This is a genomic window from Streptomyces toyocaensis (genome assembly GCF_000725125.1).
GTDB classification, from domain to species: Bacteria; Actinomycetota; Actinomycetes; order Streptomycetales; family Streptomycetaceae; genus Streptomyces; species Streptomyces toyocaensis.
This window is the reverse complement of record NZ_JFCB01000026.1, coordinates 1-25,583: the sequence shown is the minus strand read 5'-3', so window position 1 is coordinate 25,583 and position 25,583 is coordinate 1. Positions and strand designations below refer to the sequence as shown.

25 protein-coding genes are annotated in these 25,583 nt (G+C 72.0%); 14 read left to right on the top strand and 11 right to left on the bottom strand.

Annotated features, from left to right (window positions below; all coding sequences use genetic code 11):
- Positions 1-22 precede the first annotated feature (22 nt).
- Complete coding sequence (locus BU52_RS24195) at positions 23-1,546, bottom strand: TldD/PmbA family protein (RefSeq protein ID WP_037937952.1); 1,524 nt, start codon at positions 1,544-1,546, stop codon at positions 23-25.
- Between the two features lie 292 nt (positions 1,547-1,838).
- Between BU52_RS24195 and fabG the strand changes: the two genes are divergently transcribed.
- Together fabG and fabI are read left to right on the top strand one after the other, a co-directional pair.
- Positions 1,839-2,543, top strand: a complete 705-nt coding sequence (gene fabG / locus BU52_RS24190; RefSeq protein ID WP_037937951.1) for a 3-oxoacyl-[acyl-carrier-protein] reductase — start codon at positions 1,839-1,841, stop codon at positions 2,541-2,543.
- A 6-nt stretch (positions 2,544-2,549) separates the two neighbouring features.
- Entirely contained in the window at positions 2,550-3,317 is a 768-nt protein-coding gene (fabI, locus tag BU52_RS24185) for an enoyl-ACP reductase FabI (protein WP_037937948.1), read from the top strand.
- Positions 3,318-3,419: 102 nt separating this feature from the next.
- Here the strand turns inward: fabI and BU52_RS24180 are convergent, their stop codons facing one another.
- Positions 3,420-4,112 (bottom strand): FadR/GntR family transcriptional regulator, encoded by a 693-nt coding sequence (locus tag BU52_RS24180; protein WP_037937946.1) that lies wholly within the window; start codon positions 4,110-4,112, stop codon positions 3,420-3,422.
- A 70-nt stretch (positions 4,113-4,182) separates the two neighbouring features.
- Here BU52_RS24180 and BU52_RS24175 point away from each other — a divergent pair, with 70 nt between their 5' ends.
- The 4 genes from BU52_RS24175 (at position 4,183) to BU52_RS24165 (ending at position 6,774) form a co-directional block, all read left to right on the top strand.
- A complete protein-coding gene (locus BU52_RS24175; RefSeq protein WP_037937943.1) occupies positions 4,183-5,514 on the top strand; it encodes a CynX/NimT family MFS transporter in 1,332 nt (443 codons plus the stop codon).
- 178 nt (positions 5,515-5,692) lie between these two features.
- Positions 5,693-5,809, top strand: coding sequence for an SGM_5486 family transporter-associated protein (locus BU52_RS36860; protein WP_107061254.1), 117 nt, complete (start codon positions 5,693-5,695; stop codon positions 5,807-5,809).
- A gap of 176 nt (positions 5,810-5,985) precedes the next feature.
- Positions 5,986-6,192, top strand: a complete 207-nt coding sequence (locus BU52_RS24170; protein ID WP_037937942.1) for a hypothetical protein — start codon at positions 5,986-5,988, stop codon at positions 6,190-6,192.
- Positions 6,193-6,255: 63 nt separating this feature from the next.
- Complete coding sequence (locus BU52_RS24165; protein WP_037937941.1) at positions 6,256-6,774, top strand: SixA phosphatase family protein; 519 nt, start codon at positions 6,256-6,258, stop codon at positions 6,772-6,774.
- Positions 6,775-6,883: 109 nt separating this feature from the next.
- Here BU52_RS24165 and serB read toward each other — a convergent pair whose 3' ends face one another.
- Both serB and BU52_RS24155 read right to left on the bottom strand, forming a co-directional pair.
- Positions 6,884-8,092 carry a phosphoserine phosphatase SerB gene (serB, locus tag BU52_RS24160; protein WP_037937939.1) on the bottom strand — a complete coding sequence of 403 codons (1,209 nt, stop codon included), beginning with the start codon at positions 8,090-8,092 and terminating at the stop codon, positions 6,884-6,886.
- A gap of 363 nt (positions 8,093-8,455) precedes the next feature.
- Positions 8,456-10,258 carry a streptophobe family protein gene (locus tag BU52_RS24155; protein WP_051858559.1) on the bottom strand — a complete coding sequence of 601 codons (1,803 nt, stop codon included), beginning with the start codon at positions 10,256-10,258 and terminating at the stop codon, positions 8,456-8,458.
- A gap of 240 nt (positions 10,259-10,498) precedes the next feature.
- Between BU52_RS24155 and BU52_RS24150 the strand changes: the two genes are divergently transcribed.
- Positions 10,499-13,012 carry an ABC transporter ATP-binding protein/permease gene (locus BU52_RS24150; protein ID WP_200881271.1) on the top strand — a complete coding sequence of 838 codons (2,514 nt, stop codon included), beginning with the start codon at positions 10,499-10,501 and terminating at the stop codon, positions 13,010-13,012.
- Positions 13,013-13,103: 91 nt separating this feature from the next.
- Here BU52_RS24150 and BU52_RS24145 read toward each other — a convergent pair whose 3' ends face one another.
- The 3 genes from BU52_RS24145 to BU52_RS24135 all read right to left on the bottom strand — a co-directional run bounded on the left by BU52_RS24145 (position 13,104) and on the right by BU52_RS24135 (position 15,966).
- A complete protein-coding gene (locus tag BU52_RS24145) occupies positions 13,104-13,862 on the bottom strand; it encodes a transglycosylase SLT domain-containing protein (RefSeq protein ID WP_037937935.1) in 759 nt (252 codons plus the stop codon).
- Positions 13,863-14,227: 365 nt separating this feature from the next.
- The gene (locus tag BU52_RS24140; RefSeq protein ID WP_037937934.1) at positions 14,228-15,271 is read right to left on the bottom strand and encodes an S-adenosylmethionine:tRNA ribosyltransferase-isomerase; all 1,044 of its coding nucleotides are present in this window, start codon (positions 15,269-15,271) and stop codon (positions 14,228-14,230) included.
- Positions 15,268-15,966 carry an SDR family NAD(P)-dependent oxidoreductase gene (locus BU52_RS24135; protein WP_037937933.1) on the bottom strand — a complete coding sequence of 233 codons (699 nt, stop codon included), beginning with the start codon at positions 15,964-15,966 and terminating at the stop codon, positions 15,268-15,270. The genes BU52_RS24140 and BU52_RS24135 overlap by 4 nt, the downstream gene beginning before the upstream one ends.
- A gap of 245 nt (positions 15,967-16,211) precedes the next feature.
- Here BU52_RS24135 and BU52_RS24130 point away from each other — a divergent pair, with 245 nt between their 5' ends.
- The 3 genes from BU52_RS24130 to BU52_RS24120 all read left to right on the top strand — a co-directional run bounded on the left by BU52_RS24130 (position 16,212) and on the right by BU52_RS24120 (position 18,395).
- Positions 16,212-17,357 (top strand): GAF domain-containing sensor histidine kinase, encoded by a 1,146-nt coding sequence (locus tag BU52_RS24130; RefSeq protein ID WP_037937930.1) that lies wholly within the window; start codon positions 16,212-16,214, stop codon positions 17,355-17,357.
- The gene (locus BU52_RS24125) at positions 17,350-17,991 is read left to right on the top strand and encodes a response regulator (protein ID WP_037937927.1); all 642 of its coding nucleotides are present in this window, start codon (positions 17,350-17,352) and stop codon (positions 17,989-17,991) included. Before BU52_RS24130 ends, BU52_RS24125 begins: the two co-directional genes overlap by 8 nt.
- 158 nt (positions 17,992-18,149) lie before the next feature.
- Entirely contained in the window at positions 18,150-18,395 is a 246-nt protein-coding gene (locus BU52_RS24120; RefSeq protein WP_037937925.1) for a chaplin, read from the top strand.
- A gap of 516 nt (positions 18,396-18,911) precedes the next feature.
- Here BU52_RS24120 and BU52_RS24115 read toward each other — a convergent pair.
- Positions 18,912-19,700: a hypothetical protein gene (locus tag BU52_RS24115; RefSeq protein WP_037937923.1), complete on the bottom strand. Its 789-nt coding sequence runs from the start codon at positions 19,698-19,700 to the stop codon at positions 18,912-18,914.
- Between the two features lie 162 nt (positions 19,701-19,862).
- Between BU52_RS24115 and BU52_RS24110 the strand changes: the two genes are divergently transcribed.
- The 3 genes from BU52_RS24110 to BU52_RS24100 all read left to right on the top strand — a co-directional run bounded on the left by BU52_RS24110 (position 19,863) and on the right by BU52_RS24100 (position 22,282).
- On the top strand, positions 19,863-20,660 hold the full coding sequence (locus tag BU52_RS24110; RefSeq protein ID WP_037937921.1) for an ABC transporter ATP-binding protein: 798 nt from the start codon (positions 19,863-19,865) through the stop codon (positions 20,658-20,660).
- Between the two features lie 94 nt (positions 20,661-20,754).
- Complete coding sequence (locus tag BU52_RS24105) at positions 20,755-21,186, top strand: NfeD family protein (protein ID WP_037937920.1); 432 nt, start codon at positions 20,755-20,757, stop codon at positions 21,184-21,186.
- 148 nt (positions 21,187-21,334) lie between these two features.
- Positions 21,335-22,282, top strand: a complete 948-nt coding sequence (locus BU52_RS24100; RefSeq protein WP_037937919.1) for an SPFH domain-containing protein — start codon at positions 21,335-21,337, stop codon at positions 22,280-22,282.
- A gap of 109 nt (positions 22,283-22,391) precedes the next feature.
- Here BU52_RS24100 and BU52_RS24095 read toward each other — a convergent pair whose 3' ends face one another.
- The 3 genes from BU52_RS24095 to BU52_RS24085 form a co-directional block, all read right to left on the bottom strand.
- Positions 22,392-22,898 carry an HNH endonuclease gene (locus BU52_RS24095; protein WP_037937918.1) on the bottom strand — a complete coding sequence of 169 codons (507 nt, stop codon included), beginning with the start codon at positions 22,896-22,898 and terminating at the stop codon, positions 22,392-22,394.
- Between the two features lie 209 nt (positions 22,899-23,107).
- A complete protein-coding gene (locus BU52_RS24090) occupies positions 23,108-23,647 on the bottom strand; it encodes a YbhB/YbcL family Raf kinase inhibitor-like protein (RefSeq protein WP_037937916.1) in 540 nt (179 codons plus the stop codon).
- 42 nt (positions 23,648-23,689) lie between these two features.
- Positions 23,690-24,472, bottom strand: coding sequence for a sporulation protein (locus tag BU52_RS24085; RefSeq protein WP_037937914.1), 783 nt, complete (start codon positions 24,470-24,472; stop codon positions 23,690-23,692).
- A gap of 158 nt (positions 24,473-24,630) precedes the next feature.
- Here BU52_RS24085 and BU52_RS24080 point away from each other — a divergent pair, with 158 nt between their 5' ends.
- Positions 24,631-25,272, top strand: coding sequence for a DNA-3-methyladenine glycosylase (locus BU52_RS24080; RefSeq protein ID WP_037937911.1), 642 nt, complete (start codon positions 24,631-24,633; stop codon positions 25,270-25,272).
- Positions 25,273-25,583 lie beyond the last annotated feature (311 nt).

Sequence of the window (25,583 nt, the reverse complement as noted above, 5' to 3'; positions counted from 1 at the left end):
CGGCCGGCCTCGGTGCTGACGTTCATCGCCCGGCCTCCTGCGTGGTGTTGAGGATGTTGACTCCCTTGAAGAGGGCGGAAGGGCAGCCGTGCGAGACCGCCGCGACCTGCCCCGGCTGGGCCTTGCCGCAGTTGAAGGCACCGCCAAGGACGTACGTCTGCGGACCGCCGACGGCGGCCATGGAACCCCAGAAGTCGGTCGTCGTGGCCTGGTACGCGACGTCGCGCAGCTGCCCCGCCAGCCGCCCGTTCTCGATCCGGTAGAAGCGCTGCCCGGTGAACTGGAAGTTGTACCGCTGCATGTCGATCGACCACGACCGGTCACCGACCACGTAGATGCCCCGGTCGACGCCCCCGATCAGGTCCTCCGTCGACATCCCGGCCGGGTCCGGCCGCAGCGACACGTTGGCCATGCGCTGCACCGGGACATGGCCGGGTGAGTCCGCGAACGCGCACCCGTTCGACCGCTCGAAACCGGTCAGCCTCGCGATCCGCCGGTCGAGCTGGTAGCCGACCAGCGTGCCGTCCTTCACCAGGTCCCAGGACTGCGCCTCGACGCCCTCGTCGTCGTAGCCGACGGTGGCCAGCCCGTGCTCGGCGGTGCGGTCACCGGTGACGTTCATCAGCTCGGAGCCGTACCTCAGCTTGCCGAGCAGGTCGAAGGTGGCGAACGAGGTGCCGGCGTAGGCCGCCTCGTAGCCGAGGGCGCGGTCCAGCTCGGTGGCGTGCCCGATGGACTCGTGGATGGTCAGCCACAGGTTGGACGGGTCCACCACCAGGTCGTACAGCCCCGCCTCGACGCTCGGCGCCCGCATCTTCTCGGCGAGCAGCTCGGGGATCCGCGCCAGCTCCCCGTCCCAGTCCCAGCCGGTACCCCGCAGGTACTCCCAGCCACGGCCCACGGGCGGCGCGATCGTGCGCATGGAGTCGAACTCGCCGCTGGAGTCGTCCACGGACACCGCCGTGAACGCCGGGTGCAGCCGGACCCGCTGCTGCGTCGTCACGGTCCCGGCGGTGTCGGCGTAGAACTTGTTCTCGTGCACGGTGAGCAGCGAGGCGTCGACGTGGTCCACCCCGTTCGCCGCAAGCAGCCGCGCGCTCCACTCGGCCAGCAGCCCGGCCTTCTCCTCGGCGGGCACGGTGAAGGGATCGATCTCGTACGAGGACACCCAGGTCTTCTCGGAGTGCACCGGCTCGTCGGCCAGCTCCACCCTCTCGTCCGACCCCGCCGCCCGGATCACCTGCGCGGACAGCTTCGCCATCGCCACCGCCTGCGAGGCGACCCTGGCGGCGGCGTCGAGGGTCAGGTCCACCCCGGACGCGAACCCCCAGGTCCCTCCGTGCACCACGCGCACCGCGTAGCCGAGGTCGGTGGTGTCGGACGACCCGGCGGGCTTGGCGTCCCGGAACCGCCAGGAGGCGCTGCGCACCCGCTCCAGGCGGAAGTCCGCGTGCTCCGCCCCGAGCGCCCGCGCCCGCGCGAGCGCGGCGTCGGCGAGGGGGCGCAGGGGCAGGGCGGTGAAGGCTTCGTCAATGCTATGAGGCACCTACGTCTCTTCCTGTCGGCTTTCGATGTTCGGTACAACGTTCGGTTGGAGTGTCCGGTTCTCGGGATCCGCGAGGCGGTCGCTGCGCATCATGTCGCGTCGGCCGGTGCCGGACCACATGTTTCCGCCGGGCGCCCGGCGCTTTCTGTAGGGACCCGACAGCGACGCCCGTCGGCCACTGTCGGTGCCCCAATGTCCCGCGGCGCACCCGGACCGATAGGTTTTCGGGGAAGCCGCCTGTCGTGAGGGTGCCCGGGCGGGTGGACCAGACCGCTATCGAAAGGGTGATCCGTTGAGCCGCTCGGTTCTCGTCACCGGAGGCAACCGGGGCATCGGCCTCGCCATCGCCCGCGCGTTCGCCGACGCCGGCGACAAGGTCGCCGTCACGTACCGCTCGGGGGAGCCGCCGGAGGGGTTCCTCGCCGTCCGGTGCGACATCACCGACCCCGAACAGGTGGAGCAGGCCTACAAGGAGATCGAGGAGGCCCACGGCACCGTCGAGGTGCTCGTGGCCAACGCCGGCGTCACCAAGGACCAGCTCCTGATGCGCATGTCCGAGGAGGACTTCACCTCGGTCGTCGACACCAACCTCACCGGCACCTTCCGGGTCGTCAAGCGCGCCAACCGCGGCATGCTGCGCGCCAAGAAGGGCCGCGTCGTGCTGATCTCGTCGGTCGTCGGGCTGCTCGGCTCCGCGGGGCAGGCCAACTACGCCGCCTCCAAGGCCGGCCTGGTCGGCTTCGCGCGCTCCCTCGCCCGTGAGCTGGGCTCGCGCAACATCACCTTCAACGTCGTCGCGCCCGGCTTCGTCGACACCGACATGACCAAGGCGCTCACCGACGACCAGCGGTCGAACATCGTGTCGCAGGTTCCGCTGGGCCGGTACGCGCAGCCGGAGGAGGTGGCGGCGGCCGTGCGGTTCCTCGCCTCGGACGACGCCTCGTACATCACTGGAGCCGTCATCCCCGTTGACGGCGGACTGGGAATGGGTCACTGAAACACCATGAGCGGAATTCTCGAGGGCAAGCGCGTCCTGATCACCGGTGTGCTGATGGAGTCCTCCATCGCCTTCCACACGGCCAAGCTGGCCCAGGAGCAGGGCGCCGAGATCATCCTGACCGCGTTCCCGCGGCCCACCCTGACCGAGCGCATCGCCCGGAAGCTCCCCAAGCCCGCCAAGGTCATCGAGCTCGACGTCACCAACGCGGAGCACCTGGGCCGCCTGGCCGACGTGGTCGGCGAGGAGCTCGGCGGCCTCGACGGCGTGGTGCACTCCATCGGCTTCGCGCCGCAGGACGCGCTCGGCGGCAACTTCCTCAACACACCGTTCGAGTCGGTCGCCACGGCCATGCACGTCTCGGCGTTCTCCCTGAAGTCGCTGACCATGGCCTGCCTGCCGCTCATGCAGAACGGCGGCTCGGTCGTCGGCCTCACGTTCGACGCGCAGTACGCCTGGCCGCAGTACGACTGGATGGGCCCGGCCAAGGCCGCCCTGGAGGCCACCAGCCGTTACATGGCCCGTGACCTGGGCAAGCAGAACATCCGCTGCAACCTCATCTCCGCGGGCCCGATCGGCTCGATGGCCGCCAAGTCCATCCCGGGCTTCAGCGAGCTGGCCTCCGTGTGGGACAGCCGCGCGCCCCTGGAGTGGGACCTCAAGGACCCCGAGCCGGCCGGCCGGGGTGTCGTCGCCCTGCTGAGCGACTGGTTTCCGAAGACCACGGGCGAGATCGTCCACGTGGACGGCGGCCTGCACGCCATCGGCGCCTGACCGGACGCCTCACGAGGGCCCGCGTCCCAGGAGGCGCGGGCCCTTCGGCACGCCCGTGAAGCCGGCCGGACGCCGCCGGAGTGACGTCGGCCCATGCGCGGGTCAGCCACCGGAGGGCGGACCGAACCGCCCCGGACGGCAGGCGAACGGGTAGGCGGCGGCCTCCTCGGCCGCCGTCGCCGTGTCACCCGCGCGGATCGCGTCCACCAGCCGCCCGTGGTCCATGTGCGTCTCGGGGGACATGTCCCCGCCCACGTCGTCGCGCAGCCAGTCCCGCAGCACCTCGCTCAGATCCGCGTACAGCGCGGTCATCACGTCGTTGTGCGAGGCGGCGACCACGGCCAGGTGGAACGTCGCGTCCGCTGCCACGAACGCCTCCGCCTCGCCCGACTCCCAGGCATCCTCCCGGCGCAGCAGCAGCGCGTCCAGCTGCTTGAGGTCCTTGTCCGTACGGCGCTCGGCGGCCAGCCGCGCCGCGGCCGACTCCAGGGCCGCACGCAGCTCGGCGACGTGCCGGGGGTCGGCGCCGGCGAAGCGGCGGTGCATCACGCCGGCCAGCTCGCTCGTGGCGACCACGTACGTGCCCGAACCCTGGCGGATGTCCAGCAGCCCGTTGTGCGCCAGCGCGCGGACGGCCTCACGGACCGTGTTGCGGGCCACCCCGAGCTGCTCGACCAGCTCGGGCTCGGTGGGGATGCGCGCGCCGACCGGCCACTCGCCCGAGGTGATCTGCGCCCGCAGGGCGGCGATGACCTGCTCGGAGAGCGCCGAGCGGCGCGGATGACTCAGAGGCATGACACACCTTCGCACGACAGGGGCGCCGCACGGCGTCCTCGGCATGGACAACCAATCATCCTATGATTCTATGATGGGTTTCATGGCTCGCGAGGAAACCCGGACGCTCACGTCCACGACCGCCCGCACGCCGGCCGCGCCCGGACACCGGAACGCCACCGGCGGTTACACCGCGTCCGCCTGGCGGACGCGGCTGCTCGTCGTCGGCATCGTGCTGGCCGCACTGAACCTCCGCCCCGCCATCACCAGCCTGGGCGCCCTGCTCGAGGAGGTCCGCGACGGACTCGGCATGAGCGGGAGCGTCGCAGGACTGCTCACCTCCGTACCCCCGCTGTGCTTCGCCGTCTTCGGTGTCACCGCCCCCCGCCTGGCCCGGCGCTTCGGGGCCGGGGCCGTGGTGTGCGCCGGCATGGTCGCCATCGGCACGGGCCTGCTGATACGCCCCTACGCCGGCGGCACGGCGGCCTTCCTGGCCACCACCGCCCTCGCCCTGATGGGCATCGCCGTCAGCAACGTCCTGATGCCGGTCATCGTCAAGCGCTGGTTCCCCGACCGGGTCGGTTCCATGACCGGCCTGTACTCCATGGCCCTCGCCATGGGCACCGCCACGGCGGCGGCGGTCACCGTGCCGCTGACCGACGCGCTGGGCGGGAACTGGCAGTCCGGCCTGGCCCTGTGGGCGGCCCTGGCGGCCGCCGCCGTCCTGCCGTGGATCCCCTTCGTACGGGAGCGGCGGGGGGCGCCGGCCGAGAGCGCGGCCGCGCGGGACGGGGACGGGTCCGTACGGGCCCCGGCCGGGCCCGGGAAGCCCCCGCTGCGCATCACCCGCAGCCGTACCGCGTGGGCGCTGGCCGTCTTCTTCGGCCTCCAGGCGACCGCCGCCTACATCACCATGGGGTGGATGGCGCAGATCTTCCGGGACGCGGGTGTCCCCGCGGGCACGGCCGGGCTGCTCCTCGCCGTCACCATGGTGATGGGCGTACCGCTCGCCTTCGTCATACCCCGCCTCGCCACCCGGCTGCCCCACCAGGGCCCCATCGTGCTCGCGCTGGGTGTCAGCGGCCTCGTCGGATACGCGGGTCTGTACCTCGCACCGGCCGCCGGCGCCTGGGCGTGGGCCGTGCTGCTGGGCGTCGCCAACTGCGCCTTCCCCCTGGCGCTCACCATGGTCGGCATGCGGGCCAGGACCAGCGCGGGCGTGGCCCAGCTGTCGGCCTTCGCGCAGAGCACCGGCTACCTGATCTCCATCCCCGGACCGCTCCTGGTGGGCGTCCTCTACCAGCACAGCGGCGGCTGGGGGCTGCCGATCGCCCTGATGGCCGGCCTGATGATCCCGCAGATGGCCGTGGGCGTCCTGGCCGGCCGCGACCGCACGGTGGAGGACGAGGCAACAGCCCGGTGACCACCCCGGTCACCCCTGCCCCCCCAGGGGCGCGGGGAACTGCGCGAACGGGGGTCCGGGGGCAGAGCCCCCAGGGACGGGAAGGGAAGGGGCGGAGGGGGCGAGGAACGGCCGCCCCACCGCCTCCCGGGTCCCCCCCGAGGCCCGCCGCAGGCGCGACAGGTGCGAAACTTGCCGTATGCCAGTCCTCGACCCGAACCCGCAGAACGGCCAGAAGAAGATGCTGCTCGTCTTCGGCGCGTTCTTCGCCATCTTCATCGTCATCGGCGTGATCGCCACCATCCTCGCGCCGTGACGGCCTCCGCCGCCCCGCCCCGCGCCCATGGTGGTGCTGGCACCCCCATCCCCTAGGGGGCCAGGCTCAGGGTCAAGTGGGTGGATCACCGGATGGGTTGAGGCCCGGCCGGTCCGTACCTTCGAGATGTGGCCGCGACGGGCGGACCACGGACCCCACGAAGAGCGGAGGCCCCCATGCCGGCGCACACGCACACCCGGCCCCGTCCGGCCCCCCGGGGCGGCGCCGACACCCGGCTGCCGTGGTGGGCCGTGGCTCTTCCCACGCTTGCCTTCGTGGCCCTGCTGACCCTCGTCCTCAACCCCTCCGACGCCCACGCGGCGGCCGGAGAGCCCGGGATCGCCCACCTCGTCGAGCGCGCGCAGCAGCTCATGGGCCGCTGAGACCCCGGAACCGCCGGTCAACTCCCTGCGCCCCGTGGCCTGTTTCATGCGAAGCTGGGGTGCATGAGCGTCGCAGAACCCCGCAGGATTGTCCTTTTCCGGCATGCGAAAGCCGACTGGCCCCCGGTGTCCGACCATGAGCGCCCGCTCGCCGAGCGGGGCCGTACGGACGCCGCGGTGGCCGGGCGCAAGCTCGCCGATACCGGAATCGCCTTCGACCTGGCCCTGTGCTCCACCTCGGTCCGGACCCGCGAGACCTGGAAGCTCGCGGTCCACGAGTTCCCGCGGCGACCGAGGACCGTCTACGAGGAGCGGATCTACGAGGCCTCGCCCGGCGACCTGATCGCCCTGCTCAACGAGACCCCCGACGACGCGCAGAACGTCCTCCTGGTCGGCCACAACCCCGGCATCCAGGGACTCGCCGACATCTTGGCCGGCGCGGCCGAGGGCGATGCCCGTGAGCGCATGAGCCGCCGCGGCTACCCGGCCGCCGCGTTCGCCGTGCTGACCTTCACCGGCTCCTGGAAGTCGCTCGAGCCCGGCGTCGCCACCCTGGCCGACTACTGGGCACCGTCCGAGTGACACCGGGCGCCCCGGCCGGGTGGCCCACCCGGCCGGCGGAGGCCCGGCACCCCGGCGTACGCCGGTGCCGGGCCCGCGCACGCCCCCTGACCGGAACCGGTCCCGCGGCTCAGTCGACGGCGAGCGTGTCGGCCGCCTCGACCTCCTCGCGCGTGACACCCAGCAGATAGAGGACGGTGTCCAGGAAGGGGAAGTTCACCGCCGTGTGCGCGGCCTCGCGCACCACCGGCTTGGCGTTGAAGGCGACACCGAGTCCCGCCGCGTTCAGCATGTCCAGGTCGTTCGCACCGTCACCGATCGCCACCGTCTGCGACAGCGGCACCCCCGCCTCGGCCGCGAACCGGCGCAGCAGCCGGGCCTTGCCCGCCCGGTCCACTATCTCGCCCGTCACCCGGCCGGTCAGCCTGCCGTCGACGATCTCCAGGGTGTTCGCCTGGGCGAAGTCCAGCCCCAGCCGCTCCTTCAGATCATCGGTGACCTGGGTGAAACCGCCCGAGACCACACCCACCTGATAGCCGAGGCGCTTCAGCGTACGGATCAGGGTGCGCGCGCCCGGCGTCAGCCGTACCTCGCTGCGCACCTTGTCCACCACGGAGGCGTCCAGCCCTTCGAGCAGCGCCACGCGCGCGTGCAACGACTGCTCGAAGTCCAGCTCCCCGCGCATCGCGGCCGCCGTCACCTCGGCGACCTTGTCCTCGCAGCCGGCGTGCGCGGCGAAGAGCTCGATGACCTCGTCCTGGATCAGCGTGGAGTCCACGTCCATGACGACCAGGCGCTGCGCCCGCCGGTACAGCCCCGCCCCGACCACGGCGATGTCGACGCCCAGGCGCGCCGCGTCGGTCACCAGCGCGGTCCGCAGCGGCTCCGTCTCCACGCCGGACACCGCGAACTCCACGGCCGTCACCGGGTACTTGGCGAGCCGGAAGATGCGGTCGATGTTGCCGCCGGCCTTGGTGATCCGGGCGGCTATCGCCGCCGTCGCCTCCGAGGTGAGCGGATGGCCCAGCACGGTCACCAGGGAACGGCCGAGTCCGCGCGGACGGTTGTCGCCCTTGCCCGAGATGATCTCCGCCTGCATCTTCATCGACTCCGCCCAGCTGTGGACGGTCGCCCGCAGGTCCCCCTCCAGCCCCTCGGGCGGCTCGCTCACGAGCGCGCACAGCACGATGCGGCCGCGAGTGACGACCTGCTCGATGTCGACCACGTCGACGGAGTAGGCGGCGAGGGTGTCGAAGAGGCCGGCCGTGATGCCCGGCCTGTCCTTGCCGAAGATCTTGACAAGGAGAGTGGGAACGTCGGGGGTCTGCGATGCGCTCATGGTGTCTCCCACCGTATCCGGCACGCAGTGCCCCCCGCCTCCGAGGTCCGCCAGCCGGACAGCGCCCACGGCTCCCGGCGTCCCGGCCGCCGGCGCCCTCGCGAGCCGCTCGTGAAGCACCCCGTCCCCGCATCCTCCCGACCGTCCGCCGGCCCGCCGCCACGACCCACCGGTGCGCACCGCGGGGGCGGCCGTCGGCGCACCACTCCGTCATCGTCCGCCGGCCCGGTGCCCACCGGCCACCTCCACCGGCCACCCGTCCGGCACTGTCCGTCCGCCGTTCGCCCGGTATCCATGTCCGCGGGCCGGAGGGCGGCCGCTCCGGCCGCCCTCCCCGTGCGCGGCGCCGCGCACGGGCACGGGTCAGCGCCCGCCGTCCGGCCTGCGCGGTGCCGGCGGGGGAGGCGGTGGCGGTGGGGGTCCGTCGTCCGGCCACAACGTCGGCCGTCCTCCGTCTGCCGGCCCGTCCTCGCCCCGTGCTCCGGGGCCGCGCCGCGGCCGTCGTCCGGGCGGCCCGACGGGCCCGATCACGGTGGGCGCACCGGAGACGTCCCCGAGGTTCCCACGGGCACCACCGGGAGGTGCCGGTCCCGGCGGCCGGGCACCCTCCGGGCCCCTCACCGACCCGGGCGGCACCCGCAGATACGGGTTGGTGTACGGATCCGGCGGCCGGTGGGGAGCTCTCGGCGCGTACGGCCCCGCCCGCCCGTCCTCCCGCCGCCCCGGGTCCCACTCCGCACGCTCGCCCTCCACGGCGTTCGTCCCGCGTACCGGCTCCCCGGCCTCCCCGTCACCCCGTGCCAGGCGTGCCACCCGGGTCCCCGCCGCCCCGCTCGCCCATGCCGCCAGCGCCCCCGCCGCGCCCGCGCCCGCACCCCACACCGCGCCCAGCAGCAGCGCCGTGCCCGGATGCCCGCGCAGCTCGATCCCGGCGTCGAACGCGTCGAAGCCCAGCACGGACAGCGACGCGTTCGCGGACACCTCCGTCAGCCGGACCAGCAGCGGCAGCGTCACCGCCGTCACGGCGCCCACGCGCAGCGCACACCGTCCGGCGAAGCCCGCCACCCCCGGCCGCCCCGCGGCCACCGGCGTCCGCACCGCCGTCAGCACCCCGGCCAGCACCATCGTCAGCGCGGCGGCCACCCCCAGCAGCCATACCCGGCCGTCGAGCCCGGCCAGCCGTCCCAGCGTGACGGGCTCCTCGGACCCCACCCGCAGCAGGTCGTCCACCGGGTGGGGCAGTACGTCGAGCAGAGCCCCGCTCGCCCGCCCGTCCCAGGGGACGAACAGACCGGTCGGCAGCCCGAGCCACACCCCGTTCGGCGCCCCCAGCAGCGCCGCGCCCGCGATCCGCCGGGGCCGGTCGTCGCCGACCGCCGCGTACCCCGCCGCCGCGAGGCCGGCCGCCACCGCCGTCAACAGCACCGTGACCACGGCGGAGGCCGCCGGCCGCACGACACGGTGCACGGCGCCCCAGCCGCGCGGCAGGGGCGTCCGGCGGGACGCCAGCAGCGCGACGAGCAGCACACCGGCCGACCAGCCGAGGCCGCCCAGCAGCGTCGGCACCGTGTCGACGGTGAACCCGACCGCGGCCCGGGCGCCGACGAGGTCACCGACCCGGTCGGGCAGCAACCCGCCGACGTCGCCCAGTCCGGGAAGCCCGCCCCCGCCCGGCAGGTCGGCCGGCCCCAGCGAGCCCCCGTCGATGGTGACGACGTCGTGCCCGGCCCAGACCAGTCCGCCCGCCATCGCCACGAACAACGCCACCACCGCGCCCGCGCGGGCGAGGAGTTCACCGGGGGAGACCACAACTCCCGCCGCCCGCAGGGACCGCAGGAAGAAGTACGCCAGCAGCAGCGCCCCCACCAGGCTCACGCCCAGGGGGGCGACCCGTACGGCCGTGTCCGCCTCCGCGCCCGACAGCCCGAAGGCGGACACCTCGCCGGACGGCGTGACCGAACCCCCGGCCCCCAACGCCACCACCGCGGCCGTCATCGGACCCAGCGAACCGGCCGCGTCCGCCTCCAGCAGGCGCAGCCCGAGCGCCGCTGTCCCCGCCATCCCGATCAACGACCAGCTCACCGCGGCGACCGCCGACATCACCACGTCGACCCACGGCACGCGCGTGCCGGGCCCCTCGGCGCCGGTGCCCGTCGCAACACTCATGGCAGACCCCCCGATCCGCGGCGCGGCGAGAAGGCCGCGCATGTCCCCCTCGCGTGGTTTACCACCTGCCGGGCGGATTTCAACCCCGTCGACGCACACCGTCTACGCCTTGTCGCGCGCTCGTGACAAGGCCCGACTTTCGGTCAGAGGGCCGAGCCTGAAATAGTTCCCCCCGATGTTCGACATCCCTAGACTCCCTGCGATGGGGGAAAATCGGGGGACAACTCAGTGGGGCATGGAGTGCCGGAACTCGTACTGGAATCAAACGGACGGACCTGGACGCTCGATCCGTCCAGGGCCTACACCCTCGGACGCGATCCGCAGGGGGACGTCGTACTGGACGACGCCAGGGTCTCCTGGCGTCACGCCACGATCAGCTTCAACGGGCGCAGTTGGGTCATCGAGGACCACGGCAGCACCAACGGCACGTTCGTGCAGGGGCAACGCATCCACCACCTGGAGTTCGGCTCCGACACGGTGCTGAACCTGGGCAACGCGACCGACGGGCCGCGCGTGACGCTGTCCGGCGCCGTCGCCGGCGCCGCGGCCGCCACACCGCAGGCCCAGCCGCGGCAGCAGCCGTACGCCGCCCAGGGCGCGAACGCCGGCTGGGCCCAGCAGGCGCCACAGCAGCAGCCCGGCTGGCAGCAGCCGGCACCGCAGCAGCCCGCGGCGCACATCCCGCAGCAGCAGGGGCCCGGCGGCGGCGCGGGGGCGCCGCCGGTCTACGGCGATCGCAGCCCCACCACGTTCCACCAGTTCTCCCTCGGCCGCGTGATGCGCATCGGCCGTGCGCTGGAGAACGACCTGGTCGTCTCCGACCTCCAGGTCTCCCGCAACCACGCCGAGTTCCACTCGACGCCCGACGGGCGCATGGAGATCCGCGACCTCGGCTCGCACAACGGCACGTACGTCAACGGTCTGCCGATCGCCAAGGGCGGCTCGCAACTGCTCGGCCCCACCGACATCGTGGGCGTCGGCCACTCCACGTTCCGGATCGTCGGCGACCGGCTCGAGGAGTTCGTCGACACCGGTGAGGTGTCCTTCTCCGCCCGCCACCTGACCGTCACGGTCGACGGCGGCAAGCAGATCCTCAAGGACGTCTCCTTCGGCGTGCCCGAGAAGTCGCTGATCGCGGTCATCGGCCCGTCCGGTTCCGGCAAGTCCACCCTGCTCAAGGCGCTCACCGGCTACCGCCCCGCCAACCAGGGCGAGGTCCTCTACGACAACCGCAACCTCTACAAGCAGTTCGCCGAGCTGCGCCAGCGCATCGGTCTGGTCCCGCAGGACGACATCCTGCACAAGGAGCTGACCGTCAAGAAGGCCCTCACGTACGCGGCCAAGCTCCGCTTCCCCGCCGACACCACGGCCGCCGAGCGCGAGTCCCGCATCGACGAGGTGCTCCGCGAGCTCAAGCTGGACATCCACAAGGGCAAGAAGGTCACGTCCCTGTCCGGCGGTCAGCGCAAGCGCGTCTCCGTGGCCCTGGAGCTGCTCACCAAGCCGTCGCTGATCTTCCTGGACGAGCCGACCTCCGGCCTCGACCCGGGCATGGACCGCGACGTCATGCAGCTGCTGCGCGGCCTGGCCGACGACGGCCGTACCGTGCTCGTCGTCACCCACTCGGTGGCGGAGCTGGCGATCTGCGACAAGCTGCTGGTGATGGCGCCGGGCGGTTCGGTCGCCTACTTCGGCCCGCCCGAGGAGGCCCTGAACTTCTTCGGCTACGACACCTGGGCCGACGTCTTCTCCGCCTTCGAGAACTACCGCGACTACGACTGGGCGGGGCGCTGGAAGGGCTCGCAGCACTACCAGATGTACGCCGCTGACATCGACGCGGTCGCCCCGCAGTCCGTGCAGGTCCCGGCGATGCAGGCGATGAAGCCGCCGAAGCCGCAGGGCTGGATGTCGCAGTTCACCACACTGGTGCGCCGTTACGTCTCGGTGATCGCCTCCGACAAGGGCTTCCTCGCCCTGATGGTGATCCTGCCGGCGGTCCTCGGCGCGGTCAGCCTGCTCATCGACGCGGACAAGGGCCTGCTGCCCAACCCGCCCAACCCGCAGACCGGCCGGATCATCCCGAACGGCACGGCGACCACGGTCCTGCTGATACTGGCCGTCGGTGCCTGCTTCGCGGGCGCGGCGAACTCCGTGCGTGAGCTGATCAAGGAACGGGTCATCTACGAGCGGGAGCGCGCCACCGGCCTGTCCCGCTCGGCGTACCTGATGTCCAAGGTGTTCGTGCTCGGCGCGATCACCGTGCTTCAGGGTCTGCTGGTCGGCGTGATCGGCTTCTCCAGCCGGGAGATCCCGGAGGAGGGCCTGGTCTTCGGCGGCTTCACGATGCTGGAGCTCTCCGTGCCGATCATGGCGCTCGGCTTCACCTCGATGATGTTCGGCCTGATCATCTCCTCGCTGGTGAAGACCGCCGAGAAGACCATGCCGCTGCTGGTGATGTTCGCGATCATCCAGGTCGTCTTCACCGGCTGTCTCTTCGCGCTGCACGGCTCGATCGGCGTCAACCAGTTCTCGTTCCTGATGCCGTCGCGCTGGGCGGTCGCCGCGTCGGGCGCCACGCTGGACTTCAACAGGATCAGCCCGCCGGAGACGGCCGGTGACACCGACCCGCTGTGGGAGCACACGGTCGGGGCCTGGGCGATGGACATGGGCGCGCTGCTCGTCCTCGGCGTGGTCTGCGGCTTCTTCGTGGCCCGCTTCCTGCGCCGCCACGAGCCCGAGGTCATGCGCAAGTAGCCCGCGCCGTACGCACTCCGAAGGGCGGCACCCCGTCAGGAGGGTGCCGCCCTTCGGCGTCTGTGTTCGCGTGAAGAGGTCCGCGCCGACCTCAGTACGCGCTGTCGACGTTGTCCATGGTGCCGTACTTGTCCGCCGCGTAGTTGCAGGCGGCGGTGATGTTGGCCACCGGGTCCCAGATGTTCTTCGGGGTGCCCGGGACGTGGTACGCCTCGAACGTGGGCGGGATCACCTGCAGCAGGCCCTTGGACGGGATGCCGTTCTGGGCGTTGATGTCCCAGAGGTTGATCGCCTTCGGGTTGCCGGAGGACTCCCGCATGATGTTGCGGTGGATGCCCTCGTAGGAGCCGGGGATGCCGTGCTTCTTCAGAATGGCCAGGGACTCGCGGATCCAGCCGTCCAGGTTGTTGCCGTAGGACCTGGGGGCGGACTTGGGGGCGGCCTTCTTCACCTCGTCGCGCTCGGCGGCACGGCTGGCGGCCTCCTCGGCCTGGCGGGCCTTCTCCGCCCTGGCCTCCGCCTCGGCCTTCGCGGCGGCAGCGGCGGCCCTCTTCTCGGCGGCGGCCTCGGCCGCGGCCTGCTTCCTCGCCGCGATCTGCTCGGCCTTCAGACTGGCGCCGGCGAGCTGGTCCGTGACGTCGGCCTTGACGCCCTCGATCTGCTCGGTGCTGTAGGCGACCTTCGCGGTGGGCGCGGCGGCCGGCTCGGTCGTGGTGGTCGTGGACGCGTCGCTCGGGACGGCCGAGAGACCGATGGCGGCGGCACCGAGGGCGGCGACTCCGGCGGCGGCGAGCTTGTGGTGCCGGGTCAGGGCACGACTGTGGCCACGGGTGAGGAAGTTCTTGGACATGTGAGACATGTGGGACGGACCTCTTCGAATAGCGCGGAGGTCGCTCACGTCCGGTGGGGACTTGGTTCTTCCGGCACGAACGCCGCGGATTCGAAGGATTCGAAACCCACGGCGCTGAGCGACGGAGCCATTCTTAGCGGCCGCAAAATGGCCGGGCAAAGGTGTGACGTACGAAGCCGGGTAGTGGACCGGGGAGGGGCGAAGTGAGGTGGAAAGGGCAGTACGCACCGTTCATGTGGACGGTTTGCCTCTCCTAATCCCCTTCGTACGTGATGTGCGCCCTATGCCCGGCCTCACACCGGGGGCGCGGCGGGCTCACCGCTGGTTGCGTGAGCAATGCTCTGCGTGAGGAGACCCGGGTCACCTCACCGGGGAAGGACCAGGTGCACATCCCCGAACTCGTGCCACAGGTAGCGCCCGCGCAGCGCCTCCTCGTACCCGCGGTCTATCGCGGCCCGCCCCACGACCGCCTCCAGCATCAGCAGGTGGGAGGCCTCCGGCTCGTGCAGCCCGGTCAGCAGCCCGTCCACCACCCGCACCCCCCGCTCCGGCGTCACCACCAGGTCGGTCCATCCCGCCCGGCCCCGTACCACCCCGTCCGCCCCGGCCGCCGACTCCACGGCCCGTACGGCCGTAGTCCCCACCGCGATCACCCGGCCACCCCCCGCCCGCGCCGCGCCGATCAGCCGCGCCGACGGCTCCGGCACCACGTAGCGCTCCGGATACGGCGGCTCGTGCGCCTCCGCCGAAGCCACCCCGGTGTGCAGCGTGACCGGCGCGAACTGCACCCCGCGGCTCACCAGCTCCGCCACCATCCGCGCCGTGAACGGACGCCCCGCACTCGGCATCTCCGCACTCCCCGCGCCGTCCGGCGACGGCAGCGCGAACACCGTCTGGTAGGCCGACAACGGCTGGTCCCGTTCCGTGTACGCGTACCGGATGGCCCGTCCGTGCTCCCGCAGCACCGCGGCCACGTCCCGGGACGCGCGCGCCCACCACAGCCGCTCGCCCCGCCCGTCCAGCGGCTCCTCCAGCACCAGCCGCGTACCACCGGCCAGCCGCACCTCAGTACCCGCGGGCGCCCCCGCGCGCGCACGCGTGGTGCCGCGCCCGTCGGGATCCCGCAGCTCGACCGCCCAGCGTCCGTCGTCACCGCGCGTGGAGAAGTGCACCACCACGCGCGCGTGCCCGATCCACCCGTCGACGGCCGCGGCCAGCGTGGGGGAGGTGTTCACCACCAGCAGATCCCCCGGCCGCAGCAGCCGCGGCAGCTCCACGAAGGCGTGGTGCGACACCTCCGTCCCCCGCGACACCAGCAGCCGCACCGAGTCCCGGTCGAGACCCGGACCGCGCCGCTCCGCCGGCACCCGTGCGGACAGCTCCTCCGGCACCCGGACGGTCAGCGTCACCGCCGCTCCTCCAGCAGTGCCGGAGCACCGTAGCGGCCGCTCGGCGGACGCTCGTCCAGCAGCCGCAGGAAGGCGGGCACCACCCCGGCCGGCTCGGGCCGCGGACCGTCGTCGTCCGGTACGGCCGCCGCATACAGGTCCGTCGCCATGTCGCCGGGATCGACCGCCCACACCCGCAGGCCCGGCTCCTCCGCCGCCAGCACCGCCGCCAGCTGGTCCAGGCCCGCCTTGGACGCCCCGTACCCGCCCCAGGTCGGGTACGCCTCCACCGCGGCGTCCGAGCTCACCACGACCACCGCGCCCGCCGGCGCGGCCCGCAGCAGCGGCAGCGCCTCCTGCACCAGCCCCAGCGCCGCCACCACGTTCACCTCCAGCGCCCGCCGCAGCCCCTCCAGCGGCAGGTCCTCCAGGCGCACGAGCGGCTCGGCGCCCAGCGCGCTGGCGTTGTGCACCACCAGGTCCACCCCGCCCAGCCGCCACGCCGCGGCCACCAGCTCCGCGCGGTGCCCGGCGTCCGTGACGTCCCCGGGCAGCGCGGTCACGCGCGTGCCGTGCGCCGACACCAGCCCCGCCGCCTCCGCGAGGGGGACCGCCCCCCGGGCGTCCAGCACCAGATCCCAGCCGCGCTCCGCCAGCGCCAGGGCCAGCGCCTCCCCGAGCCCCTTCGAAGCCCCCGTGATGATCGCAACCGGCATGGCAACCCGTCCCCTCGTCGTCGTAACGTGATCGGCGTGCCTCACCGTAGGGACGAGCCGGCCGCCGTCGCCTCGGGCCGGGGACGCAGCCACCCGGGTCCGTTCGGCCTACGGCGCCGGCCCCGGGCCCCCGGTCCTACGCCACCGCACACGCGCACCGGACCCCGGACCTAGGACCATCGCCCCGGCCGGCGGCCGACGGCTGCCCGATCCGTGCCGTCACGGCCCGCCGGTACCGTGAGGACATGAGCCACGGTCCCCGGTCCGGCCTCACCGCGGTGAGTTCCGCGTTGCTGGCCATGAGCAGGCATCTCGAGGTCCGCGACGTCCTCAAGACGATCGTCGCCTCGGCCCGCGAACTCCTCGACGCCCAGTACGCCGCGCTCGGCGTCCCCGACGACCACGGCGGCTTCGCCCAGTTCGTGGTCGACGGCGTCAGTGACGACCAGTGGAAGGCCATCGGCCCGCTGCCGCGCCAGCACGGCATCCTCGCCGCGATGCTGAACGAGGCCACGCCGCAGCGCCTCGCCGACGTACGCCGCGACCCCCGGTTCGAGGGCTGGCCCCACGCCCACCCCGAACTGGCCGACTTCCTCGGACTGCCCGTCCGCGACGGCGACGAGGTCATCGGCGCCCTGTTCCTCGCCAACAAGCGGTGCCCCAGGCCGGAGGGCACCTGCGGCTTCACCGAGGACGACGAGGAGCTGCTGGGCATCTTCGCCCAGCACGCCGCCATCGCCCTCACCAACGCCCGCCTCTACGAACGCAGCCGTGAACTGACCATCGCCGAGGAACGCTCGCGCCTCGCCCACGAGTTGCACGACGCCGTCAGCCAGAAACTGTTCTCCCTGCGGCTCACCGCCCAGGCCGCCGCCCGCCTGGTGGACCGCGACCCCTCCCGCGCCAAGGGTGAACTCCAGCAGGTGGCGGCCCTGGCCGCGGAGGCCGCCGACGAACTGCGCGCGGCCGTCGTCGAGCTGCGCCCCGCTGCCCTCGACGAGGACGGCCTGGTCGCCACCCTCCGCAACCAGGTGCAGGTCCTTGACCGGGCCCACACCGCGCGCGTGACCTTCGCGGGCCACGGCGTACGCGCCCTGCCCGCCGCCCAGGAGGAGGCGGTGCTGCGCGTCGCCCAGGAGGCGCTGCACAACGCCCTGCGGCACTCCGGCGGCGACCACGTGGACGTCACCCTGGACCGCCGTGGCGGCGGAGCGGTCCTGCGGGTCAGCGACGACGGCAGCGGGTTCGACCCGCGGGTCGTCCGCCGCGCCGGCCGCCATCTGGGCCTGGTCTCCATGCGGGACCGGGCAAGCGGGGTCGGCGGCACGCTGACCGTGGAATCGGCGCCCGGGAAGGGCACCACGATCGAGATGGAGGTCCCCGGTGGCTGAACCGATCAAGGTGCTGCTGGTCGACGATCACCAGGTGGTACGCCGGGGCCTGCGCACCTTCCTGGAGGTGCAGGACGACATCGAGGTCGTCGGCGAGGCCGCGGACGGCGCGGAAGGAGTCGCCCTGGCGGGAGAGTTGACGCCCGACGTCATCCTCATGGACGTCAAGATGCCGGGCATGGACGGCGTCGACGCGCTGCGCCGGCTCCGTGCACTCGACCACCCCGCGCGCGTGCTGATCGTCACGAGCTTCACCGAACAGCGCACAGTGGTCCCGGCCCTGCGGGCGGGCGCCGCCGGCTACGTGTACAAGGACGTCGACCCCGACGCGCTCGCCGGAGCCATCCGCTCCGTGCACGCCGGGCACGTGCTCCTCCAGGCGGAGGTGGCCGGCGCGCTGCTCTCCCAGGAGGAGGGCAGCCCCGGGCACGGGCGCGCCGGCTCCCTCACCGAACGGGAGCGCGAGGTGCTCGGTCTGATAGCGGACGGCCGCGCCAACCGGGAGATCGCCCGCGCCCTGGTGCTCTCCGAGAAGACCGTGAAGACCCACGTCTCGAACATCCTGATGAAACTCGACCTGGCGGACCGCACCCAGGCCGCCCTGTGGGCCGTGCGTCACGGGCTCAGCGGCTGACCCGGGACGCCCCCGACCGGGCGGAAGGTTCCCTTCCGATCCGAGATTCATACCGTAGTGGGAATGTCCTCCGGACGGCCGTATCCATCGGTCACGCCGGCCGTTCTCCAGTGCACGCTGCGGCGCCTGCCGCAGTCACCGCGAGGAGGGCTCGGAAAGTGAAGAACCTGAAGAAGGCAGTGGCCGTGACGATGGTGGCCGGCGGTCTGCTCGCCGCCGGCACCTCAGTGGCCTCCGCCACCGACGGCAGCCACGCCGACGGCACTGCCGTGGGCTCGCCGGGTGTCGTCTCCGGCAACGTCATCCAGGTCCCGGTCGACGTCCCGGTCAACGTGTCCGGCAACAGCGTCAACGTCATCGGCCTGCTGAACCCGGCCTTCGGCAACACCGCCGTCAACCACTGACACCACCCGAGCCCCGGCACCCGGCCCCACCCGGGCACCGGGGCCCCCACCCCCCAAACCACCCCCACGCCTACCCCCGCGGTCCGCGGCGTCCCGCGTCCGCCGCGTTCTGCGTCCCGCGCGTCCCGCGCGTCCTGCGCGTCCCGCGCGTCCTGCGCGTCCCGCGCGTCCTGCGCGTCCGCCGCGTCCCGCGCGTCCTGCGCGTCCCGCGCGTCCTGCGCGTCCGCCGCGTCCCGCGCGTCCGCCGCGTCCCGCGCGTCCCGCGCGTCCGCCGCGTCCCGCGCGTCCGCCGCGTCCCGCGCGTTCCCGCGTCCCGCGCATCCCCCGCGTCTCCGCGTTCCTGCGTTCTCCGCGCTGCTGGCATCCCCCGCGCTCCTCGCGTGCCCGCGGGCAGTCGTGCCGCTGGGGCGGCACGGGTGGGCGCGACGGCACCCCGCCGGCGCAGGGCTGCGCGAACACCCCCCGGCCCGCACCGACTCAGGTCACCCCACCGCCCCGGTCACCCCCCAAGGCACCTCACCCCACCCCCCGCTCCTCCACAACGGAGTTGTACGCAGCCACTTGCGCCCGCCGAGCCGTCCGCTCGACAGGCCGCAACGCGGCAGCAGCCGCCCCCATCTCCGACGCACTCACCGCACCCCCGTGCCCCTGCGCCCCCGCCAACGAGACCAACGACCCCACCCGCTGCGCCAACTCCAGCACCCGCACCGCCCGAGCCGGATACCCCGGCGCCAGCACCTGCCGCCCCCGCGAGGCCAGCGCCCGCGCCCGGTACGCGTCGATCGCCGCCTCCGCCACCGGCCCCGACCCGGCCACATCCAGCCGCGTCAGCACCTCGGTCGCCTCCCGCAACGCCTCCGCCAGCTCCCGCTCCGCCTCGCCCAGCGAGGGCACGTCCGCGGGCGGCGCCTCCCGCACCGGCAGACAGTGCCAGACCACCTCGACATGCACATCACCCGAGGGCCCGGCCCCGAACACCTCCGGCACCAGCCCCCACGCGGCCCCGGAGCAGACCACCGCCTCCTCCGCCTCCAGCGCCCGCGCGTTGAACTCCGGCGGCCCGCTCAGCCCCAGCGGATGCCCCGGCGCCGGCAGCGCCACCCGCAGCCCGGCCACCCCGAGCGTCCGCAGCCGCCCCAGCGCCAGCGTGAGCCCCACGGGCGCGGACTCGCCCGGCAGCCCCTCCACGCGGTGCAGCGCGTCCTCCTCGACGACGGCGAGCACGGCCTCATCCGGAGAGACAAGTCCGGCGAAAAGGGCATTGCCCCAAGCGGCGAGGCGTCCAGAGCGTGGTTCCGAGAGCATGCCCCCAGCCTAGACAGCACCCGAGAACCGGACCGATGGAATGCCCGGCCCGACCAGTGGCGTAGATTTCATGGAGGGCTGCGCCCACGGGTGCGGCGGACCGACCCACAGGCGTACGCGACAGCCGAGACCGGCCACACTGCAAGGGGAGACAACGCGCTCATGAGCGATGTTCTGGAGCTTCAGGACGTATCCGTGGTCCGTGAGGGCCGGGCTCTGGTGGACCAGGTCTCCTGGTCGGTCAAGGAGGGCGAGCGCTGGGTCATCCTCGGCCCGAACGGCGCCGGCAAGACCACCCTCCTCAACGTTGCCTCCAGCTACCTCTACCCCAGCAAGGGCACCGCCACCATCCTCGGCGAGACCCTCGGCACCCCCGGCACCGACGTCTTCGAGCTGCGTCCCCGCATCGGCATGGCCGGGATCGCCATGGCCGACAAGCTGCCCAAGAAGCAGACCGTCCTGCAGACGGTGCTCACCGCCGCCTACGGCATGACCGCGGGCTGGCAGGAGGAGTACGAGGACATCGACGAGCAGCGTGCCCGCGCCTTCCTCGACCGTCTCGGCATGTCCGAGTACCTGGAACGCAGGTTCGGCACCCTCTCCGAGGGCGAGCGCAAGCGCACCCTCATCGCCCGCGCCCTGATGACCGACCCCGAGCTGCTGCTCCTCGACGAGCCCGCCGCCGGACTGGACCTCGGCGGCCGGGAGGATCTCGTACGCCGTCTCGGCCGGCTCGCCCGCGACCCGATCGCCCCCTCCATGATCATGGTCACGCACCACGTCGAGGAGATCGCACCCGGTTTCACCCACGTCCTGATGATCCGCCAGGGCAAGGTCCTCGCGGCCGGTCCGCTCGAACTGGAACTCACCTCCCGCAACCTCTCCCTCTGCTTCGGCCTCCCGCTCGTCGTCGAACAGGTCGGCGACCGCTGGACAGCCCAGGGCCTCCCGATGTCCTGAACCCTCCCCGAGGGGCAAAACCCTGAGCCGGGCGCCGCGTTCAAACCGGTCGGTGCCCTGTCGGCGACCGGGTGCGCGGTCCTACCATGAGCAGGTGGACATCGACGCATGGCTGTGGTGGCTGATCGGCGCGGCGGCACTCGGCATCGCCCTCGTGATCACCGCGATGCCCGAACTCGGCATGCTCGCGGTGGGCGCCGTCGCCGCGGCAGTGGTCTCCGGCATCTTCGGGGGCGGAGCGGTCGCCCAGGTCGCCGTCTTCGCCGTCGTCTCGACGGCGCTCATCGCGGTCGTACGGCCCATCGCCAGCAGACACCGGGCCCAGCGGCCCCAACTCGCCACCGGAGTCGACGCCCTGAAGGGCAGACAGGCCGTGGTGCTGGAGCGCGTCGACGGCTCGGGCGGCCGGATCAAGCTGGCCGGCGAGGTCTGGTCGGCACGCGCCCTCGACGCCGGCCGCGCCTATGAAGCAGGCCAGGAAGTGGACGTCGTGGACATCGAGGGAGCCACGGCGATCGTCATGTGACCCGCCACGACACAACTGGAGCGAACAAGCCCCCAGTTGTACCGATGGTCTGACAGACTCGACCGGCAAGATCTTCAACTGCGAGATCTTCCACAGGTACACGATCTGCCGTAGGCGCCGAGGCTAAGAAGGGTTCGGGGAACCGACGATGGAACCGATCATCATCGTCCTGATCATCCTGGTGGTGTTGGTCTTCATCGCCCTGATCAAGACGATCCAAGTCATCCCACAGGCCAGCGCCGCCATCGTCGAGCGCTTCGGCCGGTACACGCGGACGCTCAACGCGGGCCTCAACATCGTGGTCCCGTTCATCGACACCATCCGCAACCGCATCGACCTGCGCGAACAGGTCGTCCCGTTCCCGCCCCAGCCGGTGATCACCCAGGACAACCTGGTCGTCAACATCGACACCGTCATCTACTACCAGGTGACCGACGCCCGGGCCGCCACCTACGAGGTCGCCAGCTACATCCAGGCGATCGAGCAGCTCACCGTCACCACACTCCGCAACATCATCGGCGGCATGGACCTCGAGCGGACCCTCACCTCCCGCGAGGAGATCAACGCGGCGCTGCGCGGCGTCCTCGACGAGGCCACCGGCAAGTGGGGCATCCGCGTCAACCGCGTCGAGCTCAAGGCGATCGAACCGCCCACCTCCATCCAGGACTCGATGGAGAAGCAGATGCGCGCCGACCGCGACAAGCGCGCCGCGATCCTCCAGGCCGAAGGTGTCCGGCAGTCCGAGATCCTGCGCGCCGAGGGTGAGAAGCAGTCCCAGATCCTGCGCGCCGAGGGCGAGGCCAAGGCGGCGGCCCTGCGCGCCGAGGGCGAGGCCCAGGCCGTCCGCACGGTCTTCGAGGCGATCCACGCCGGGGACCCGGACCAGAAGCTGCTCTCCTACCAGTACCTCCAGATGCTCCCGAAGATCGCGGAGGGCGACGCCAACAAACTCTGGATCGTCCCCAGCGAGATCGGCGACGCCCTCAAGGGCCTGTCCGGGGCGATGGGCAACTTCGGCGGCATGGGCGGCAACGGCAACTCCGCCCCGGCCAACGTCCCCGCCCAGGAACGCCGCGAGAAGCCCTCCATCGACTAGAGCACCCGAACACGCGCTCCCCGCACCCCTCAGGGGCGCGGGGAACCGCGCGACAGGCCACCACGCACCCGCAGTCGTGCAGCGAGCCACGCCCCTACGGCCAAGCCGTTCACGCCGCGTCCAGCGCCAACCACTCAGGCAGCGCCTCGAACTCCTCGGCGCCCAGCGCCAGCAGCATCGCATCGGCCGGCGTCGGCTCGAACGGCTCACGCAGCAGCGGCATCCCCGCCTGCTCGGGCGTCCGGTTCGCCTTCCGGTGGTTGTCCTCCGCACACGAGGCCACCGTGTTCAGCCACGTGTCCTGACCGCCGTGCGACCGCGGTACCACGTGGTCCACGGTCGTCGCCCGCCGCCCGCAGTACGCGCACCGGTGCCGGTCCCGCACCAGGACACCCCGCCTCGACCAGGGCGCTTGTCTTCGGAACGGCACCCTCACATAGTGGCAGAGCCTGATCACGCGGGGCGCCGGTATGTCGACCTCGGCACCGCGCATCCGCAGCTCGGGGTGGGCCTGCTCGACGACGGCCTTGTCCTGAAGCACCAGAACGACGGCTCGGTTCAGCGTCACCGTCGACAACGGCTCGAAGCTCGCGTTCAGCACCAGCGTGTCCCGCATACCAGCCCACCTCCCGTGTGCACCGGCCCACCCCTCGGCGGGCTCGGATCAACTCTGGCCGGGCACGCCGAGATGGACAACGCAATATCTGCTGCTCCCCGGGAGCGGACTCCCGCGGCCTCCGGCAACAAAAATGCCCGCCCCTGATCGATTCCAAGACCAGGGGCGGGCAAACGTTCCGTGAACGGCCGGAGCCGTCAGGACCGGGTTCAGGACTCCGCGGGCACCTCGTACTCACCGATCAGGTGGGCGCGGGCGATCGTGTGAAAGCGCAGGTTGAAGCCCACCGCGGCAGGAGACGCGTCCGCGTCGGGACCCAGCTTCTCCTGGTCCACCGCGTACACCGTGAACACGTACCGGTGCGGCCCGTCCCCGGGCGGCGGCGCGGCACCGCCGAAGTCCTTGCTGCCGTAGTCGTTGCGCACCTGCACGGCGCCCTCCGGCAGCCCGTCGAACGTGCCGCTGCCCGCACCCGCCGGCAGGTCGGTCACCGACGCCGGGATGTCGAACACCACCCAGTGCCAGAACCCGCTCCCCGTCGGGGCGTCCGGGTCGAAGCAGGTCACGGCGAAGCTCTTGGCCTCCGGCGGGAAGCCCTCCCAGCGCAGCTGTGGTGAGGTGTTCCCGGCCGCGTGAACCTGAGCGTCCTTGAGCGTGGCCCCTTCCTTCACGTCGTCGCTCGTCACCGTGAACGACGGCACGGGCGGATGGAAGTCGTGGGGGAGCGGCCGCCGCTTGAGCTCGGTCACCTCGATACCTCCTGATCGTTCGGCGTTCGGTCCGAACCGAGCCTAGAACCAGTTGCGCCTGCTGCCGACTTCCGACAGCCACTGGTTGAGGTACGCCGTCCAGTCGGTCCCCTGGTAGTCGTTCAGCCCGACCTTGAAGGACCGGAAGGTGTCACTGCCCTCGCTGAACAGACCCGGCTTCTTGTCCATCTCCAGCACCACGTCCATGGCCTGCTCGTCGGCCACGAAGCTCAGCTCGACCTGGTGCAGACCCCGGTACTGCTGCGGCGGGAAGAACTCGATCTCCTGGTAGAAGGGCAGCTTCTGCCGGGTGCCCCGGATGTGGCCGCGCTCCATGTCGGCGTTCTTGAACCGGAAGCCCAACTGGATGAACGCGTCCAGGATCGCCTTCTGCGCCGGCAGCGGGTGCACGTTGATCGGGTCCAGGTCACCCGAGTCCACGGCACGCGCGATCTCCAGCTCGGTGGTCACACCGATGTTCATCCCGCGCAGTGCCTGCCCGTCGATCATCGTGATCGGCGTCTCCCAGGGGATCTCCAGGCCGAACGGCACCGCGTGCACCGCACCCGCCTGGAGCTCGAAGGCGCCACCCAGCCGCGACTTCGTGAACTCGATGTCCTGCTTGTACTCCTGGTCGCCGCTCTCCACCTCGACCTTGGCCTGCAGCCCGACCGACAGCCCTTCGATCTGCTGATTCACGGACCCGCCCTGAATCCGCACCTCGCCCTGGACGACCCCGCCCGGTACGACGTTGACCTCGTGCAGCTCCGTCTCGACCGAGGCCCCACCGGCTCCCAGACTCGCCAGCAGCTTCTTGAACGCCATGTCTCTCCCTCTGTCGTCCTGCCATCGCTTCTGCGTAAGGACCGCTGATCCCTATCAACGCGATCCGGCCGTGACCGGTTCCGTCCCCGTCACCCTGACGACTGCGGTGCCCGGTGACCACCCCGTGGCACGTCCCGTCTCCAGTACCCTCGGACGGCATGATCGCGACCCCCGACCGTACGCCCCTGCCCAGGAAGTTCTTCGACCGCCCTGTCCTCGAGGTCGCACCCGATCTCCTCGGCCGGACCCTGGTCCGCAGCACCCCGGACGGTCCGATCGCCCTCCGTCTCACCGAGGTCGAGGCCTACGACGGACCGAACGACCCGGGCTCCCACGCCTACCGCGGCCGCACGGCCCGCAACGAGGTGATGTTCGGTGCGCCCGGTCACGTGTACGTCTACTTCACCTACGGCATGTGGTTCTGCATGAACCTGGTGTGCGGTCCCGAGGGCCGGGCGAGCGCCGTACTGCTCCGGGCCGGCGAGATCACCGAGGGCGCCGAGCTGGCCCGCACCCGCCGCCTCTCGGCCCGCAGCGACAAGGAACTGGCCAAAGGCCCGGCCCGCCTGGCGACGGCCCTCGGTGTCGACCGCTCGCTCAACGGCACGGACGCCTGTGCCGCCGGCGACACCCCGCTCCGCATCCTCACCGGCACCCCCGCCCCCTCCGACCAGGTGAGCAACGGACCGCGCACCGGAGTCTCCGGTGACGGAGCCGTGCACCCATGGCGCTACTGGGTTGCCAACGACGCCACGGTGAGCCCGTACCGGGCCCACGTCCCGCGGCGCCGACGGAGTTGACTCGACCATGGAAGGTGCGTAATGTGGCCCGAGCCGCTTGAACCGGGTACGGCGATCGCCTGCAGCCGGAAGCGGCCAACCCACTACCTACGATCACCCCTCAGCGGGGTCGAATTCGACGTGTCCGCATGTCTGAATTCAGAACCGCGGAGCCCGATTATGAATCGAGCGGGGGAATCGGCTAACGTAGTGAATGTCGAAAGGCCGACAGGCGAAAGCCGAAGGTTCGACGGCAAAACCCGCCGACCGGGAATCAGGACCGAAAGGATCTGATAGAGTCGGAAACACCGAAGGGAAGCGCCCGGAGGAAA

Coding starts and splice junctions, on each gene's coding strand:
- fabI (WP_037937948.1), top strand. CDS start 2,550: ATGAGCGGAATTCTCGAGGGCAAGCGCGTCCTGATCACCGGTGTGCTG.
- BU52_RS24180 (WP_037937946.1), bottom strand. CDS start 4,112: ATGCCTCTGAGTCATCCGCGCCGCTCGGCGCTCTCCGAGCAGGTCATC.
- BU52_RS24175 (WP_037937943.1), top strand. CDS start 4,183: ATGATGGGTTTCATGGCTCGCGAGGAAACCCGGACGCTCACGTCCACG.
- BU52_RS36860 (WP_107061254.1), top strand. CDS start 5,693: ATGCCAGTCCTCGACCCGAACCCGCAGAACGGCCAGAAGAAGATGCTG.
- BU52_RS24170 (WP_037937942.1), top strand. CDS start 5,986: ATGCCGGCGCACACGCACACCCGGCCCCGTCCGGCCCCCCGGGGCGGC.
- BU52_RS24165 (WP_037937941.1), top strand. CDS start 6,256: ATGAGCGTCGCAGAACCCCGCAGGATTGTCCTTTTCCGGCATGCGAAA.
- serB (WP_037937939.1), bottom strand. CDS start 8,092: ATGAGCGCATCGCAGACCCCCGACGTTCCCACTCTCCTTGTCAAGATC.
- BU52_RS24155 (WP_051858559.1), bottom strand. CDS start 10,258: ATGAGTGTTGCGACGGGCACCGGCGCCGAGGGGCCCGGCACGCGCGTG.
- BU52_RS24145 (WP_037937935.1), bottom strand. CDS start 13,862: ATGTCCAAGAACTTCCTCACCCGTGGCCACAGTCGTGCCCTGACCCGG.
- BU52_RS24135 (WP_037937933.1), bottom strand. CDS start 15,966: ATGCCGGTTGCGATCATCACGGGGGCTTCGAAGGGGCTCGGGGAGGCG.
- BU52_RS24130 (WP_037937930.1), top strand. CDS start 16,212: ATGAGCCACGGTCCCCGGTCCGGCCTCACCGCGGTGAGTTCCGCGTTG.
- BU52_RS24115 (WP_037937923.1), bottom strand. CDS start 19,700: ATGCTCTCGGAACCACGCTCTGGACGCCTCGCCGCTTGGGGCAATGCC.
- BU52_RS24110 (WP_037937921.1), top strand. CDS start 19,863: ATGAGCGATGTTCTGGAGCTTCAGGACGTATCCGTGGTCCGTGAGGGC.
- BU52_RS24100 (WP_037937919.1), top strand. CDS start 21,335: ATGGAACCGATCATCATCGTCCTGATCATCCTGGTGGTGTTGGTCTTC.
- BU52_RS24095 (WP_037937918.1), bottom strand. CDS start 22,898: ATGCGGGACACGCTGGTGCTGAACGCGAGCTTCGAGCCGTTGTCGACG.
- BU52_RS24085 (WP_037937914.1), bottom strand. CDS start 24,472: ATGGCGTTCAAGAAGCTGCTGGCGAGTCTGGGAGCCGGTGGGGCCTCG.
- BU52_RS24080 (WP_037937911.1), top strand. CDS start 24,631: ATGATCGCGACCCCCGACCGTACGCCCCTGCCCAGGAAGTTCTTCGAC.